Annotated in this window: 12 protein-coding genes and 1 pseudogene; 7 read left to right on the top strand and 6 right to left on the bottom strand. The window is 71.9% G+C overall.

The genetic code is table 11. The annotated features are described in order from the left end of the window. The first annotated feature begins 46 nt into the window (after positions 1-46). The 4 genes from ACTMVF_RS14610 to ACTMVF_RS14595 all read left to right on the top strand — a co-directional run bounded on the left by ACTMVF_RS14610 (position 47) and on the right by ACTMVF_RS14595 (position 4,893). A complete protein-coding gene (locus ACTMVF_RS14610) occupies positions 47-1,213 on the top strand; it encodes an FAD-dependent oxidoreductase (RefSeq protein WP_441271439.1) in 1,167 nt (388 codons plus the stop codon). Between the two features lie 156 nt (positions 1,214-1,369). Continuing rightward, positions 1,370-3,469 (top strand): molybdopterin cofactor-binding domain-containing protein, encoded by a 2,100-nt coding sequence (locus ACTMVF_RS14605; protein WP_441271758.1) that lies wholly within the window; start codon positions 1,370-1,372, stop codon positions 3,467-3,469. 41 nt (positions 3,470-3,510) lie between these two features. Continuing rightward, a complete protein-coding gene (locus ACTMVF_RS14600; protein ID WP_441271438.1) occupies positions 3,511-3,966 on the top strand; it encodes a (2Fe-2S)-binding protein in 456 nt (151 codons plus the stop codon). Between the two features lie 60 nt (positions 3,967-4,026). Then, positions 4,027-4,893, top strand: coding sequence for a fructosamine kinase family protein (locus ACTMVF_RS14595; RefSeq protein ID WP_441271437.1), 867 nt, complete (start codon positions 4,027-4,029; stop codon positions 4,891-4,893). A gap of 31 nt (positions 4,894-4,924) precedes the next feature. Here the strand turns inward: ACTMVF_RS14595 and ACTMVF_RS14590 are convergent, their stop codons facing one another. From ACTMVF_RS14590 to ACTMVF_RS14575, 4 genes and pseudogenes are all read right to left on the bottom strand, one after another. Beyond that, positions 4,925-5,788, bottom strand: a complete 864-nt coding sequence (locus ACTMVF_RS14590) for a hypothetical protein (RefSeq protein WP_441271436.1) — start codon at positions 5,786-5,788, stop codon at positions 4,925-4,927. A gap of 94 nt (positions 5,789-5,882) precedes the next feature. Beyond that, positions 5,883-6,056 (bottom strand): annotated as a pseudogene (locus ACTMVF_RS14585) (MmyB family transcriptional regulator); the annotation flags it as partial. A gap of 144 nt (positions 6,057-6,200) precedes the next feature. Next, positions 6,201-7,394: a CaiB/BaiF CoA transferase family protein gene (locus ACTMVF_RS14580; RefSeq protein ID WP_441271435.1), complete on the bottom strand. Its 1,194-nt coding sequence runs from the start codon at positions 7,392-7,394 to the stop codon at positions 6,201-6,203. Between the two features lie 48 nt (positions 7,395-7,442). Next, complete coding sequence (locus ACTMVF_RS14575) at positions 7,443-7,901, bottom strand: MarR family winged helix-turn-helix transcriptional regulator (protein WP_441271434.1); 459 nt, start codon at positions 7,899-7,901, stop codon at positions 7,443-7,445. 156 nt (positions 7,902-8,057) lie between these two features. Between ACTMVF_RS14575 and ACTMVF_RS14570 the strand changes: the two genes are divergently transcribed. Beyond that, positions 8,058-8,411 (top strand): hypothetical protein, encoded by a 354-nt coding sequence (locus ACTMVF_RS14570; protein WP_441271433.1) that lies wholly within the window; start codon positions 8,058-8,060, stop codon positions 8,409-8,411. Between the two features lie 47 nt (positions 8,412-8,458). On the opposite strand, the gene ACTMVF_RS14565 is transcribed toward ACTMVF_RS14570, so the two are convergent. Further along, a complete protein-coding gene (locus ACTMVF_RS14565) occupies positions 8,459-9,451 on the bottom strand; it encodes a helix-turn-helix domain-containing protein (protein WP_441271432.1) in 993 nt (330 codons plus the stop codon). A gap of 182 nt (positions 9,452-9,633) precedes the next feature. After that, entirely contained in the window at positions 9,634-10,608 is a 975-nt protein-coding gene (locus ACTMVF_RS14560) for an alpha/beta hydrolase (protein WP_441271431.1), read from the bottom strand. Between the two features lie 234 nt (positions 10,609-10,842). On the opposite strand from ACTMVF_RS14560, the gene ACTMVF_RS14555 reads away from it, so the two are divergent. Together ACTMVF_RS14555 and ACTMVF_RS14550 are read left to right on the top strand one after the other, a co-directional pair. Next, positions 10,843-11,838, top strand: a complete 996-nt coding sequence (locus ACTMVF_RS14555) for a TerC family protein (RefSeq protein ID WP_441271430.1) — start codon at positions 10,843-10,845, stop codon at positions 11,836-11,838. A 164-nt stretch (positions 11,839-12,002) separates the two neighbouring features. Continuing rightward, positions 12,003-12,884, top strand: a complete 882-nt coding sequence (locus ACTMVF_RS14550; RefSeq protein ID WP_441271429.1) for an LLM class F420-dependent oxidoreductase — start codon at positions 12,003-12,005, stop codon at positions 12,882-12,884. Positions 12,885-12,892: the final 8 nt, after the last annotated feature.

Below are 12,892 nucleotides of genomic sequence, written 5' to 3'. Positions count from 1 at the left end.
GACGGCTGCTGCTCACGGGGGGCGGCACGCGTACCAGGGGGCCGATGTGACGCGGTTGATCGTCATCGGGGGCGGGATCGCCGGTGCCGGAGCGGCTCTTGCCCTGCACAAGGCCGGATTCGACGTCGCGGTGCACGAGGCGCACCCCGACTCCGCCGAGGACATCGGAGCATTCCTCACGCTCGCGAGCAACGGCATGCGCGCCCTGGCCCAGGTCGACGCCTCGGCGGCGGTCACCGCGATCGGCTTCCCGCTGACCTCGATGCGGGTCCTCGACGACACGGGCGCCGAGGTGGCCCACATGCCGCTCGGCGAGGCAGCCACCCCGCACCTCGGATACCGGTGCCTGCGCCGCGGCGACCTCAACGCCGCCCTGCAGGCCGAGGTCGAGCGCCGGGGCATCGCCCTGCGGCACGGCACCCGCCTCACGTCGGTCGAGGACGGCCCGGACGGCGTCACCGCCCACTTCGCCGACGGCAGCACGGGGACCGGCGACCTGCTCATCGGCGCCGACGGCCTGAACTCCACCGTCCGCCGGCTCACCGCCCCCGAGGCGCGGCCGGGTTATGCCGGCCAGTACGTTTTCTACGGCTACACCGGCGCCGCACCCGGGTCCGGCGACGGCGAGACCATCACCATGGTGCGCGGCAGCACCGTCGCCTTCGGGTACGCGGTGTCGCCCGAGGGGGAGACGTACTGGTTCGCACGCGTCTCCGACGCCCCCTTGGCAGCCGACGCCATCGCGCACGGCACCCCCGCCCGGTGGCGCGAGCTGCTGCTGCCGCTGCTCCGCAAGGACTCCACTCCCGCCGCGGACCTCGTCGCGGCCACCCCCGACCACCTCATGGTCACCAACGCCACCGAACTCCCCACCGGGACGCCTTGGCGCTCCGCCCGGACCCTGCTCATCGGTGACGCCGCCCACGCCGCGTCCCCCGCCACCGGGCAGGGCGCCTCGATGGCCCTGGAGGACGCCGTCGTCCTCGCCAAGTCCCTGCGCGACGCGCCGGACACCGACGCCGCGCTCCGGCTCTACGAGACACTCCGCCGCCCCCGCGTGGAACACAACATCACCGTCAGCGGCAACATCTCCCGCGGCATCCACACCCCCGCGGGCCCCGGCCCCCGAGGCGCGAGTGCGAACCGGCCGGGCGACGACGAGCTCATACGGCAGCTGGAGTGGGGCACCGACCTCTGGCAACTCGCGCCGTAATTCCATGCGGCAACCGACGCGGTGATCGATGCGGTAATCGATGCAGCGGCCAACCGGCGCAACCCCGGAGTGCACCGGCCCCTCATACAGATCGAACCAGCCCGGGTTCACGGAGAGGAGCGCCTGTTGGCCCGCCAGTTGTCCCGCCGCCAGTTCGTGGTCTACTCGCTCGCGGCGACCACCCTGACCGTCGCGGCCCCGCTCGGCTGCGACGGCTCGACCGCGGAAGGCGCCGAGGAACCCGCGAACGGCGGCCGTGGATCGTCCGACGTCCTGGTGACCGGCACCGACGCGGAGATGCTCGTCCTCGAGGTCACCCCGGCCAACAGGGTCGTCGTACGGCTGCCGCGCGTCGAGGTCGGCCAGGGTGTCACCACCGCCGTCGCCATGATGATCGCCGAGGAGCTGGACGCCCGGCTCGCCGACGTGGACATCCCGCTCGCGGACGCCCGCAGCGAGGGCAACCAGTTCACCGGCGGCTCCAATTCGGTCAGTTCGCTGTACGGACCGGCCCGGCAACTGGCCGCCACCGCCCGCGCCAAGCTCGTCACCGCGGCCGCCCGCCGCTGGCACGTCCCCGCGCGGACGCTGCGCACCCGGGGCACCAGAGTCTTCGCCCCGGACGGACGTACCGCCACCTTCGGATCGCTGACCAGGAGCGCCGCCCGGATCACCCGGCCGACCGTGTCGACCCGGCCCAAACCGGCGACCGAGCATCGGCTGATCGGACGGCCGACCACCCGCATCGACGCCCGCGACATCATCACCGGCAAGGCGAAGTACACCGGAGACCTCACGGTGGCCGGAGCGAAGCCGACGGTCGTGGCCCGGCCGCCGACCATCGGCGGGAAGGTCGTCTCGGTCGACTCCCGGGCCGCCCGCGCCCTGCCCGGCGTCCACGCGGTCATCCAGATCGACGGCGGAGTCGCCGTGGTCGCGGACACCTTCCACCACGCCTTCCAGGCCAAGGACGCCCTCCGGATCGAGTGGGCGCCGGGCCCACTGGCGCCCTTCTCCGACGCCCAGATCCGCTCCCGGCTGCGCGCCGCGGTCCCGAAGCTGGACACCCCGCCGCGCGGATCCGCGCAGACGGAGGCCGAGTTCGAGTTCGCCTTCGTCAGCCACGCACCGATGGAGGTGCTCACAGCGGTGGCGGACGTACGCGCACAGCGGGCCGAGATCTGGTTCTCCTCCCAGACGCCGCAGTCGGCGCGCGAGGAGATCGCCTCGGTGACCGGACTGCCGGTGTCGAAGGTCCGGGTCCATGTCCTGCGCGGTGGCGGCTCGTTCGGGCGCCGCCTGAACTACGACGCCGCGATCGAGGCGGCCCTGATCTCCAAGAAGGCACGCCGGCCGGTGAAGCTGATGTGGAGCCGGGCCGACGACATCCGGCACGGCAGAATGCGCCCGGCCACCCACCACCGGATCCGGGCCAGCCATGCCCAGGGCAGAGTGGTGGCCTTCGCCCACGCGACAGCCTCGGTCAACGAGTCCTTCGAGAAGCAGGGCCTGTCCACTCAAGGCGGCGCGCGCTCCGCCGTACGCGCTCCCGCGGCGGCCCCACTCCACAGCGACAGCGGCCTCTACAACTTCGGCCGCCTGTCCGGCGATTCGGGCTCGGTCGACCTCGCGATCCCGCTCGGAGCCTGGCGCTCGGTGGACTCCGGCACGGTACGCACCGCCGAGGAGATCGTCGTGGACGAGGTCGCCCGCAGCCTGGGGAAGGACCCGGTCGCCTTCCGCCGTACGACACTGCGGAGCAAGACCGTCAAGGCCGTACTGGACAAGGTCGCGACCGCCGGGAAGTGGGGCCGCACCATGCCCGCGGGGCACGCCCAGGGCGTCGCCCTGCACGAGGAGTACGGCTCCTGCGTGGCCTGCCTCGTCGAGATCGACGCCGTCGATCCGAAGAACCCTCGGGTGACCAAGGTCGTGATGGCGGCCGACGTGGGAACGGCCGTCAACCCGCGTGGCCTTCAGGCCCAGCTCATGGGCACGGCCGTCGACGGGATCTCCACCATCCTGCGGGCCGGGCTGCACATCGACCGGGGCGCCGTCCGCGAGAGCAGCTTCGCCGACTTCCACTACGCCCGCCAGCGGCACGCCCCCCAGCACTTCGAGGCGCACATCATGCCCTCCCGGCGCGATCCCGGCGGAGCCGGCGAACTCGGCGTCCCGGCCGCGGCCGGCGCCGTCGCCAACGCCTACGCCCGGGCCACCGGCACCAAGCCGCGCCGCTTCCCCCTCGACTTCTGAGCCGCCTTCGGCTTTCCGAGCCACTTTTCGAGAAGGTACCGATGCCGTCCTACTCCTTCACCCTCAACGGGAAGCGCGTCACCGTCGACGCACCCGCCGACATGCCCCTGCTGTGGGTGCTGCGCGACCTGCTGAACGTCACCGGCCCCAAGTACGGCTGCGGCGTGGGCGCCTGCCGCGCCTGCACCAGCCATCTCGACGGCGACGAGATCCAGCCCTGCGTCGTCCCGGTCGCCGACTGCGCCGGCCGCAAGGTCACCACCATCGAGGGCCTGGCCGACGGCGACAAGCTCCACCCCGTCCAACAGGCCTGGCTCGACTGCGACGTGGCCCAGTGCGGCTTCTGCCAGCCGGGCCAGATCATGGCCACGGCCGCCCTCCTGAAGAAGACGCCCCGGCCGACGGACGCCGAGATCGACCGGATCGAGAACGTCTGCCGCTGCGGCACCTACTCCCGGATCCGCGAGGCGATCAAGAAGGCGGCCGCCGACAGTTGACCAGCCGACGGTTGGCCAAGTGACTTCAGTACGGTCGCAGGCCGCCGTACCCTGATCGCCGTGCACAACTCCTGCGAGGGCCCGGGTGCCACGGCGGCGCGGTTCACCGGGCTTGCGGTGACCGACGAGCGACCGCTCTCGGGGGCGCTCGCCGAAGTCACCCTCGACGGCGGCCGAATGGTCATGGTCAAGCGCGGCGACGGCCACCGCGCCGCTCAGGCGGAGGCGGCGGGGCTGCGCTGGCTGGCCGACGCCCACGCCGTCCGCATCCCGGTTGTGCACGGCCATGACGGGCAGTGGCTGGTCACCGACCGCGTGGCGACCGGTCGGCCCAGCGCGGACGCGGCGGAACACCTCGGCAGCGACCTGGCCGCCCTGCACGCCGCCGGCGCACCCGCGTTCGGCGCCCCACCGCCCGGCGGCCCGGAGGACGCGTACATCGGGCTCGCCCCGATGCGCAACGTCACCGGCCCCGACTGGCCCCGCTGGTACGCCGAGCACCGGGTGCTGCCGTACCTGCGCCGCGCGGTCGACGACGGCACGGTCCGCAGTGCGGAGGCGCCCGTGATCGAGCAGGTCTGCGAGCGGCTCCCCGAACTGGCGGGCCCCGCCGAACCGCCCGCCCGGCTGCACGGCGACCTCTGGAACGGCAACGTCCTGTGGGGCGCCGACGGGCACGCCTGGCTGATCGACCCGGCCGCGCACGGCGGGCACCACGAGACCGACCTGGCCATGCTGCACCTCTTCGGCTGCCCCCACCTGGACCGGATCCTGGACGGCTACCAGCGGACGGCCCCCCTGGCCGACGGCTGGGCCGACCGCATCGCCCTGCACCAGCTCTTCCCGCTCCTGGTGCACGCCGTCCTCTTCGGCCGCAGTTACGCGGAACAGGCCCTCACGGCGGCCAGGGCGGCCTTGACGAGGTGACGTACGACGAGTCCCCTACAGCAACAGCGACTCAGTCGGTGCCGCGCACGGGACGGCCCGTGAATGCGTCCAGCAGGGTTCGGTCGCCCAGCGGGCGGTCCAGCTCGACCGTCACCTTCTTTGCCAGTAGTTGGAGCGTGCAGGGACCGTCGCTCGTTCCGACGATGTGGCCGGACAGGACCACGCTGCCGTCCGTCTCCAGCACGTCCACGGCGGGTCCGTCGTCGCAGGCCCCGTGGTGGGCCAGTACCGTGACGGACCTGCCGTCGGGGGCCACCTCGACCACCTTGTCGAGTTCCCACAGATCGTCGCTGAGTTGGTCGACCGGTCCGATGGGCGGCTTCGGAGGCTTCGAGGGCTTGAGGGCGACCTGCGTGAGCGGGGTGTCGTAGCCCTCGATGGTGAACAGCCAGACCGGCACGGTGGCCGGGCCGCGGCTGGTGGCCAGCGTCGTCTCGCTCAGCTTCGCCCCGGTCACGGTGAGGCGCGGCGCGGGGGAGTCGTCGCCGTCCAGCTTCTCGTACGCCTCCCGCGCCCCCATGAACGGCAAGGTGAGCGAGCCACCGTCCTGCCATGTCACCTTCGCATGCTCCTTCGGGGTCTCGGGGAGGTCACCGCGCAGTACGAAGTTCTGGGTGAGGTACGCCTCCTTGTCGGCGTCGTTGTGGAAGGCGTCCTCGGGGAGTTGGACCGGGTCCGCCATCGGGTAGTAGCCCCTGCTCCACATCTCGGCGGCCGGTGAACCGTCCCACGCCTTGGCCACCTTGAGGGCGCGGGGCCTGGTCTGCGGCGCCGGTTCGGATGCGCCCGAGCCTGCCGGGCCGGCGCCGCATCCGGCGGTGAGCAGCCCGAGCGCGGTGAGCAACTGGACGGTGCGTGAGGTGGTCGTACGCATGGATTCCCCCGAACGGACTCGCGATGGACGCGGCAGCGGGGACGGCGTCGAGCCGTCCCGACACTGTGACGCACGCGGGGCGCGCCGCGTTCGGTCAGACCAGCGACTGGGTGCCGAGGACGGCGAGCAGCGCCAGCTTCTCGGCCGCCTCGGTGCCCGGCTCGGCCGAATACACGAGGATGCGCAGGTCGTTGCCCTCGACGCGGAGCAGGTCGCACTCCAGTGTCGGCAGGCCCACCTGCGGATGTTCGATCGTCGGGCGGGAGGCGGCCTCGGCCCGGTCACCCACGTCTGCGACCCGGATCACCCCGCCTACGCCTACCCGGGCGTCGCGTACCCCGCCTCGAACCTGGTGACATCGGGCCGCCGATGTACTCCGCCCCCTCAGGTGACCCCTTCAGGTGGCCGTGCCTCAGATGACGGCGTCGGCGCGCAAGGCCTCGATCTCCTCGCCGGTACGCCCGAGTTCGGCGAGGATCGCCTCGGTGTGCTCGCCCACCGCCGGCACCGGCTCCATCCGCGCGGGCACTCCCGCGAGGTCGGCCGGCGGCAGCAGGGCCCGCACGGTCGCGCCCCCGGGCACGGCCACCTCGCGCCAGCGGTCGCGGCCGGCGAGGACCGGGTGGTCCAGGAACGCGGCGACGTCGTTGACCCCGGCGCAGGCGATGTTGATGGACTCCAGGTCCTTGAGGATCTCCTCGGCGCCGGAGCGGGCACAGCGCTCGGCGACGACGGCGTTGAGCTCGTCGCGATGGGCCACGCGGGCGGAGCTCGTCGCGAAGCGCGGATCGTCGGTCAGCTCGGGCCGGCCGAGGAACTCCGCACACAGGACGGCCCATTCGCGCTCGTTCTGGATGGAGAACAGCACCTGCCTCCCATCGGCGGCCGTGAAGGCGCCGTACGGCGCGAGGGTGGGGTGCTGGGTGCCCAGCCGCCGGGGCTGGCTGCCGCCGTACTGCGTGTAGTAGGCGGGCTGGCCCATCCACTCCGCCAGCGCCTCGAACAGGGACACCTCCACCGGGTGGGCCGTACCCGTGGTGGCGCGGGTGAACAGGGCGGTGAGGATGCCGCTGTAGGCGTACATCCCGGCGGCGATGTCGGCGACGGAGATGCCGACCCGCGCGGTCTCGTCGGGCGTCCCGGTCAGCGACACCAGACCGGTCTGGCACTGCACCAGCAGGTCGTACGACTTCCGGTCGGCCCACGGCCCGGACGTGCCGTACCCGGAGATCGTGCACGGGATCAGCCGTGGCCACCGCTCGCCGAGTGCCTCGACACCCAGACCGAGGCGGTCGGCGGCGCCCGGCGCCAGGTTCTGCACGAACACGTCGGCGTCGTCGAGGAGTCGGTGCAGGATCTCGCGGCCCCGCGGATCCTTGAGGTCCAGCGTGAGGGACTCCTTGGACCGGTTGAGCCACACGAAATAGCTGGAGTGCCCGTGCACCGTCGTGTCGTACCGGCGGGCGAAGTCGCCCTCCCCGGGCCGCTCGACCTTGATCACGCGCGCTCCGAGGTCGGCGAGCTGCCGGGTGGCGTACGGGGCGGCCACGGCCTGCTCCAGGCTGACGACGGTGATGCCGGACAAGGGGAGAGGGGGCGCGCTCATGCGGGCCATTAGTACGTGCCTGTCCGGGGTCCGTCAACGGGCCGCAGGTCAGGCGGGCACCCGGAGCGTCTCCACGGCTCGCACCAGCGGGGTCAGTTCGGGATTCTTGGCGGCCTCGTCGAGGGCCTCGCGCAATGCGGCCTCGTTGGTCGGCCGTGCCTCTTCCAGGAGGTCGCGGCCGGCTTCGGTGACGTCGGTGTAGATGCCGCGGCGGTCGGTGGGGCAGAGGTAGCGGGAGAGCAGGCCGCGGTCCTCGAGGCGGGTGACGAGGCGGGTGGTGGCGCTCTGGCTGAGGACGACGGCGTCGGCGACCTGCTTCATCTGCAGATGCCCGCCTTCGCCGTCGTGCTGGCGGCTGAGCACGTCGAGCAGGGAGTACTCGCGCACGCTCAGGTCGTGCTTGGTCTGCAGGGCGCGCTCGATGTGCGCCTCGATCCTGCCGTGCAGCAGGGAAAGGGCGCACCAGCCCTGGGCGAGGGCGGTGAGCGCGGGGTCCGTGGCGGTCATGGCGCCGGTGTCCTCCGTCCCGAGATGGATGACATCCAGGATATGCCATACGTGAAATTTCCAGCGAAGGCGTGTAGGGCGCGTCTGCAAGCATCGCGCGGAACTCCGTGAAACTCCGTGGCCGTCGCGCCCGCGGCGTGGGTATCGTCGGCTGCCATGATCAGCCCGCGCCCGACCACCACCTTGTGGCGACCCACCGGCCCCGAGGAACTGGACCTGGTTCGCGCACGCGACTGGCGTGCCTGGCCGCCGCGGTTGCCCGAACAGCCCATCTTCTACCCGGTGCTCAACGAGGACTACGCGGTGAAGATCGCCCGGGACTGGAACGTCAAGCACGACGGCGCCGGCTTCGTGACCCGGTTCGAGGTCGAGTCGGAGTTCCTGCGCCGGTACCCCGTCCGGCAGGCGGGCGGCAAGACGATTCTCGAGCTGTGGGTGCCCGCCGAGGAACTCGACGAGTTCAACGCCCATATCGTCGGCGCGATCGAGGTCGTGCACGAGTTCCGGTGACGGCGGCTTCCGGTGACGGCGGCGCCCCCCTGAGGTCGCGGCCTGCCCTAGGGCCGCGCCAGGTGCCGCATCGCCAGCGCCAGCCCCAGCCGGAACCGGCCCTGCGGAGTGCGCAACGGCCAGCCCAACAGGTGCTCGGCATGGACCAGGCGCTCCTGGAGGGTGGAGTGGTGGACGTTGATCTCGGCCGCCGCCGCCCGCAGGCTCACCGTCGAGGCGACGGCGTGCAGCGTGGTGAGCAGCCAGGGCGCGGCCGCCGCGGCCGCCTCCAGGGCCTGCACGTCGGGCGGCGGCTCGGCGCCCGGCACGACCAGGCCGGCGAGGAGCGCGACATCGCCCAGTTCGTCCGCGTGCACGACGCCCGGGCCCGGGTCCTGTGCGGTGCCCTCGGCCGTGAACCGGAGTGCGATGCGGGCCTGCGCCCAGGAGCGCGGCAGATCGAGCACCGGGACGGCGGGGCCCACACCCACGCGGCCGGCGGGCGGCTCGGCGTCCGGTAGCGCGGGGACGATGCGGGGACGGCCCTCCAGCGGGGCGAGGACACGGGCCCGAGCGGCGGTGTCCAGGCCCAGACGGCGGGCCGCGTGCAGCCGGGCCGATTCCGGAGCCGTGGCGTCGAGGACCGTCTCGACCAGTGCGGGATCATCGGTCGGCGCCCGCCCGCGCGTCCGGTCGAGAACGAGCCGTATCGCCCCGGCGGCCCGCTCCAGGATCACCGCGTCGACGACACTCGGCTCCGCCCCCTGAGCCCGCTCCAGCCACAGCGCCGCAGCGCCGCCCGGCGTCAGCGCGGCGGAGGGCCAGGCGGCATCCGGCGGCAGCTCGCTCTCCCGCCGCGTCCCGTCGGCCTCGACCCGCACATGCACCCGCCGGTCCACGTCCACCAACCGCGCCGGCACCCCGGCCAGCACGGCGGCACCGCGCACCAGCGCCTCCAGCCCGGCCCGCGACTCGGCGAGCCGATCGAAGTACGCGATGACCCGGACGGCAGCACCGGCATCCGGATCCAACGCGGTCAGACGTCCGGCCAGCTCTTTCATAGGCCCATGGTGCGGCATGCCGTCAAGGGAACCGCGTCCACTTCAAGACGCCGGGAAGGCTCACCCACCCAGGGGTCGCGGGGAACTGCGCGACAAGCCACCCCCCACCCGCACCCGCCAAGCCACAGAACTCGGCAGACGAATAGGCACACCGCAGCCCCCGCTCCAGCGCCCCCGGCGTTTCAGCTGCTCAGCAACCTCGTCAGCCACGCCAGATGCGCCCCCCGGCACGCCTGCGACAGCGCCGCCTGCGGGGCAAACCCGTCGAAGCCGTGGAACCCGCCGGGCCACACGTGCAACTCGGCCACCCCACCGGCCTGCCACAGCCGCGAGGCATAGGCGACGACCTCGTCACGGAACGTCTCCGCGGAACCGACGTCCAGGAAGGCCGGGGGCAGCCCGGACAGATCCTCCGCACGGGCCGGCGCCGCATACGCCGGAACGTCAGGCCCCCCGCGGCGCTCGCCGAGCAACGCCGTCCAGCCGGTCTCGTTGGCCGTACGGTCCCAGACACCGAGCCCCGCCATCTGGTGGACGGACGGCGTGTCATTGCGGTCGTCCAGCATCGGGCACATCAGCATCTGACCGATCAGCCCCGGCCCCCCACGGTCCCGCGTCAGCAGCGCCAGCGCCGCGGACAGTCCGCCCCCCGCGCTGGCACCCGCGACGACGATCCGCTGCGGGTCGCCGTCGAGCTCGGCGGCGTGCTTCGCCGTCCACTCCAGACCGGCGTACACGTCCTCGATCTGCGCCGGATACGGATGCTCGGGCGCGAGCCGGTACTCCACGGACACCACGACCGCGTCCAGCTCCTTCGCCCAGGCCAGCGGCACGTCGACGCCGACGCGGTTGTTGCCGATGACCAGACCGCCGCCGTGGACGTGGTAGATCACCGGCCGCGGGCCCGCGGCCGGCGGGGCGGCCGGCCGGCAGATCAGCAGGGAGATCTCGGGCGCGCCCGCGGGACCCGGCACCGCCCTGTCCTCGATCTCGAAGAAGCCGTCCATGGTCAGATCCAGCTGGGCCAGCATCTGGATCCCCGGACCTTGGCGGACCTCGGCTATGTCGTCCATCGTGAGGCCGGGTGAGATGACGTCCTTGATGAGTTCCAGGGCGGCGGCGAGCTCGGGATCGAACGGGGGCGGGACGTGGGTCATGGCTTCTCCTCACACGGGGGCACCTGATGCCCGGGCGGCTCTGTCGTCATGATCAGCGCACCGGTCCCGACCGGAGGGCCGCCGTTCGGCGGAACCTGCCCGCCGTACGGCGGGTGGCACCCGGCGTAACCCGGAGATTGCCAGGACATGACCCGCTGTTCACCTGCCGTAGGTGGAAGTCATCACCAGTGGCGACAACGCTGTCAAGGCCCCCCTGCACCAGGAGTACCACCAGTGAACGTCTCCCTCTCCGTCTGGCTGTTGACCGTCGTCGCCCTGTGCGCGCTCGTCGCCGTGGACTTCTTCATCGGTCGCAAGCCCCACGACGTCTCCATCCGGGAGGCGGGCACGTGGACGGTCGTCTGGATCGTCCTGGCCTGTCTGTTCGGCCTCGGCCTGTTCATCTACGGGGGTGGCAAGCCGACGGGCGAGTTCTTCGCCGGGTACATCACCGAGAAGTCGCTGAGCGTCGACAACCTCTTCGTCTTCGTCCTGATCATGGGGAAGTTCGCGGTGCCCTCGCAGTACCAGCAGCGTGTGCTGATGGTCGGCGTGATCATGGCCCTGGTGCTGCGCGCCGGCTTCATCGCGGCCGGCGCGGCGATCATCTCCGCGTTCTCCTGGGTGTTCTACCTCTTCGGCGCCTTCCTGATCTGGACCGCCTGGAAGCTGGTCCAGGACGCCCGCAAGGAGGAGCACGAGGAGGAGTACCAGGAGAACAAGCTGCTGAAGATGGCGGAGGAGCGCTTCGGCGTGGCCGACCGCTACCACGGCACCAAGCTGTTCATCACCGAGAACGGCAAGCGGATCATGACCCCGATGCTGGTCGTGATGCTCGCGATCGGCTCCACCGACGTCCTGTTCGCCCTCGACTCCATCCCCGCCATCTACGGGCTGACCCAGGACCCGTACATCGTCTTCACCGCCAACGCCTTCGCGCTGATGGGCCTGCGGCAGCTGTACTTCCTCATCGGCGGCCTGCTGAAGAAGCTGGTCCACCTCAGCTACGGCCTGTCGATCATCCTCGGCTTCATCGGCGTCAAGCTCGTACTGCATGCGCTGCACGAGTCCGGCGTCCACGTCCCCGAGATCAGCATCCCCTTCTCACTCGGCTTCATCGTGCTGGTCCTCGCGGTCACGACGGTGACCAGCCTGCGCGCTTCGAAGAAGCAGGAGCAGGCAGAGGCCGAACGCGCGGCAACAGATCCCACGCGCGCCCCGCGGCGCTGACCAGCGCGACCAGCGCGCACACGCCGCTCCACCCGAAGCGGCCATGTACGGCGGATGCCGTTCCGCACTCGGGGACCGACTCGCCGGCCGGGCTTGACTTCGAGAGCGCTCCAAGTTCTAGCGTCGTCGGAGTTGGTACCAGGTCGGGTGAACGGAGACAGGCCATGCGGGTCGGCGTGCACATCAACCGGTTCGACCACCCCGGAGGAGGCCCCGCGCTCGGCGCCGAACTCGCCGCCGCGGGCGCCGCCGCCGAGGCGGCCGGCGTGAGCTGGCTGTCGGTGATGGACCACTACTTCCAGATGGAGTTCAACGACCGCGCCGAGGACCCCATGCTGGAGGCGTACACGACCCTCGGCTACCTCGCCGCCCACACCTCCACCGTCCGCCTCGGCGCCCTGGTGACCGGCGTGACCTACCGCCATCCCGGCCTGCTCGCCAAGATCGCCACCACGCTCGACGTGCTGTCCGGCGGCCGGGCCACCCTCGGGATCGGCGCCGCCTGGTACGGCCGGGAGCACGAGGGGCTCGGCGTGCCGTTCCCCTCGGTCGCCGAGCGCTTCGAGCGGCTGGAGGAGACCCTGCGGATCTGCCTGCAGATGTGGGACCCGCAGGCCGACGGCCCGTTCGAGGGCAAGCACTACCGGCTGGCCGAGACCCTGTGCGTGCCTGCGCCGATGAGTGCCCCGCACCCCGAGATCATGATCGGCGGGGGCGGGGAGAAGAAGACACTCCGGCTGGTGGCCCGCTACGGCGACGCGTGCAACCTGTTCACCACCTCCCCGGAGGAGGTCGGGCACAAGCTCGACGTGCTGCGCGGCCACTGCGACACCGAGGGACGCGACTACGACGAGATCCGCAAGACCGTCGTCTACACGGGCGAGGCGGCCACCGAGGGCGACCTCGACGCCTTCACGCGGGACATCGCGGGCTACACCAAACTCGGTATCGACACGGTGATCCTCGGCCCGCGCACCGGCGAACCGGCGGCGTTCATCGAGAACTTCGCGGCCTCGGCGGTCCGGCGGCTGGCCGAACTCGACTGATCCACCGC

It is taken from the genome of Streptomyces sp. SD31 (genome assembly GCF_052068475.1).
Taxonomy (GTDB): Bacteria; Actinomycetota; Actinomycetes; order Streptomycetales; family Streptomycetaceae; genus Streptomyces.
The sequence above is the reverse complement of the archived record's forward strand: the minus strand, read 5'-3'. Positions and strand labels throughout refer to the sequence as shown.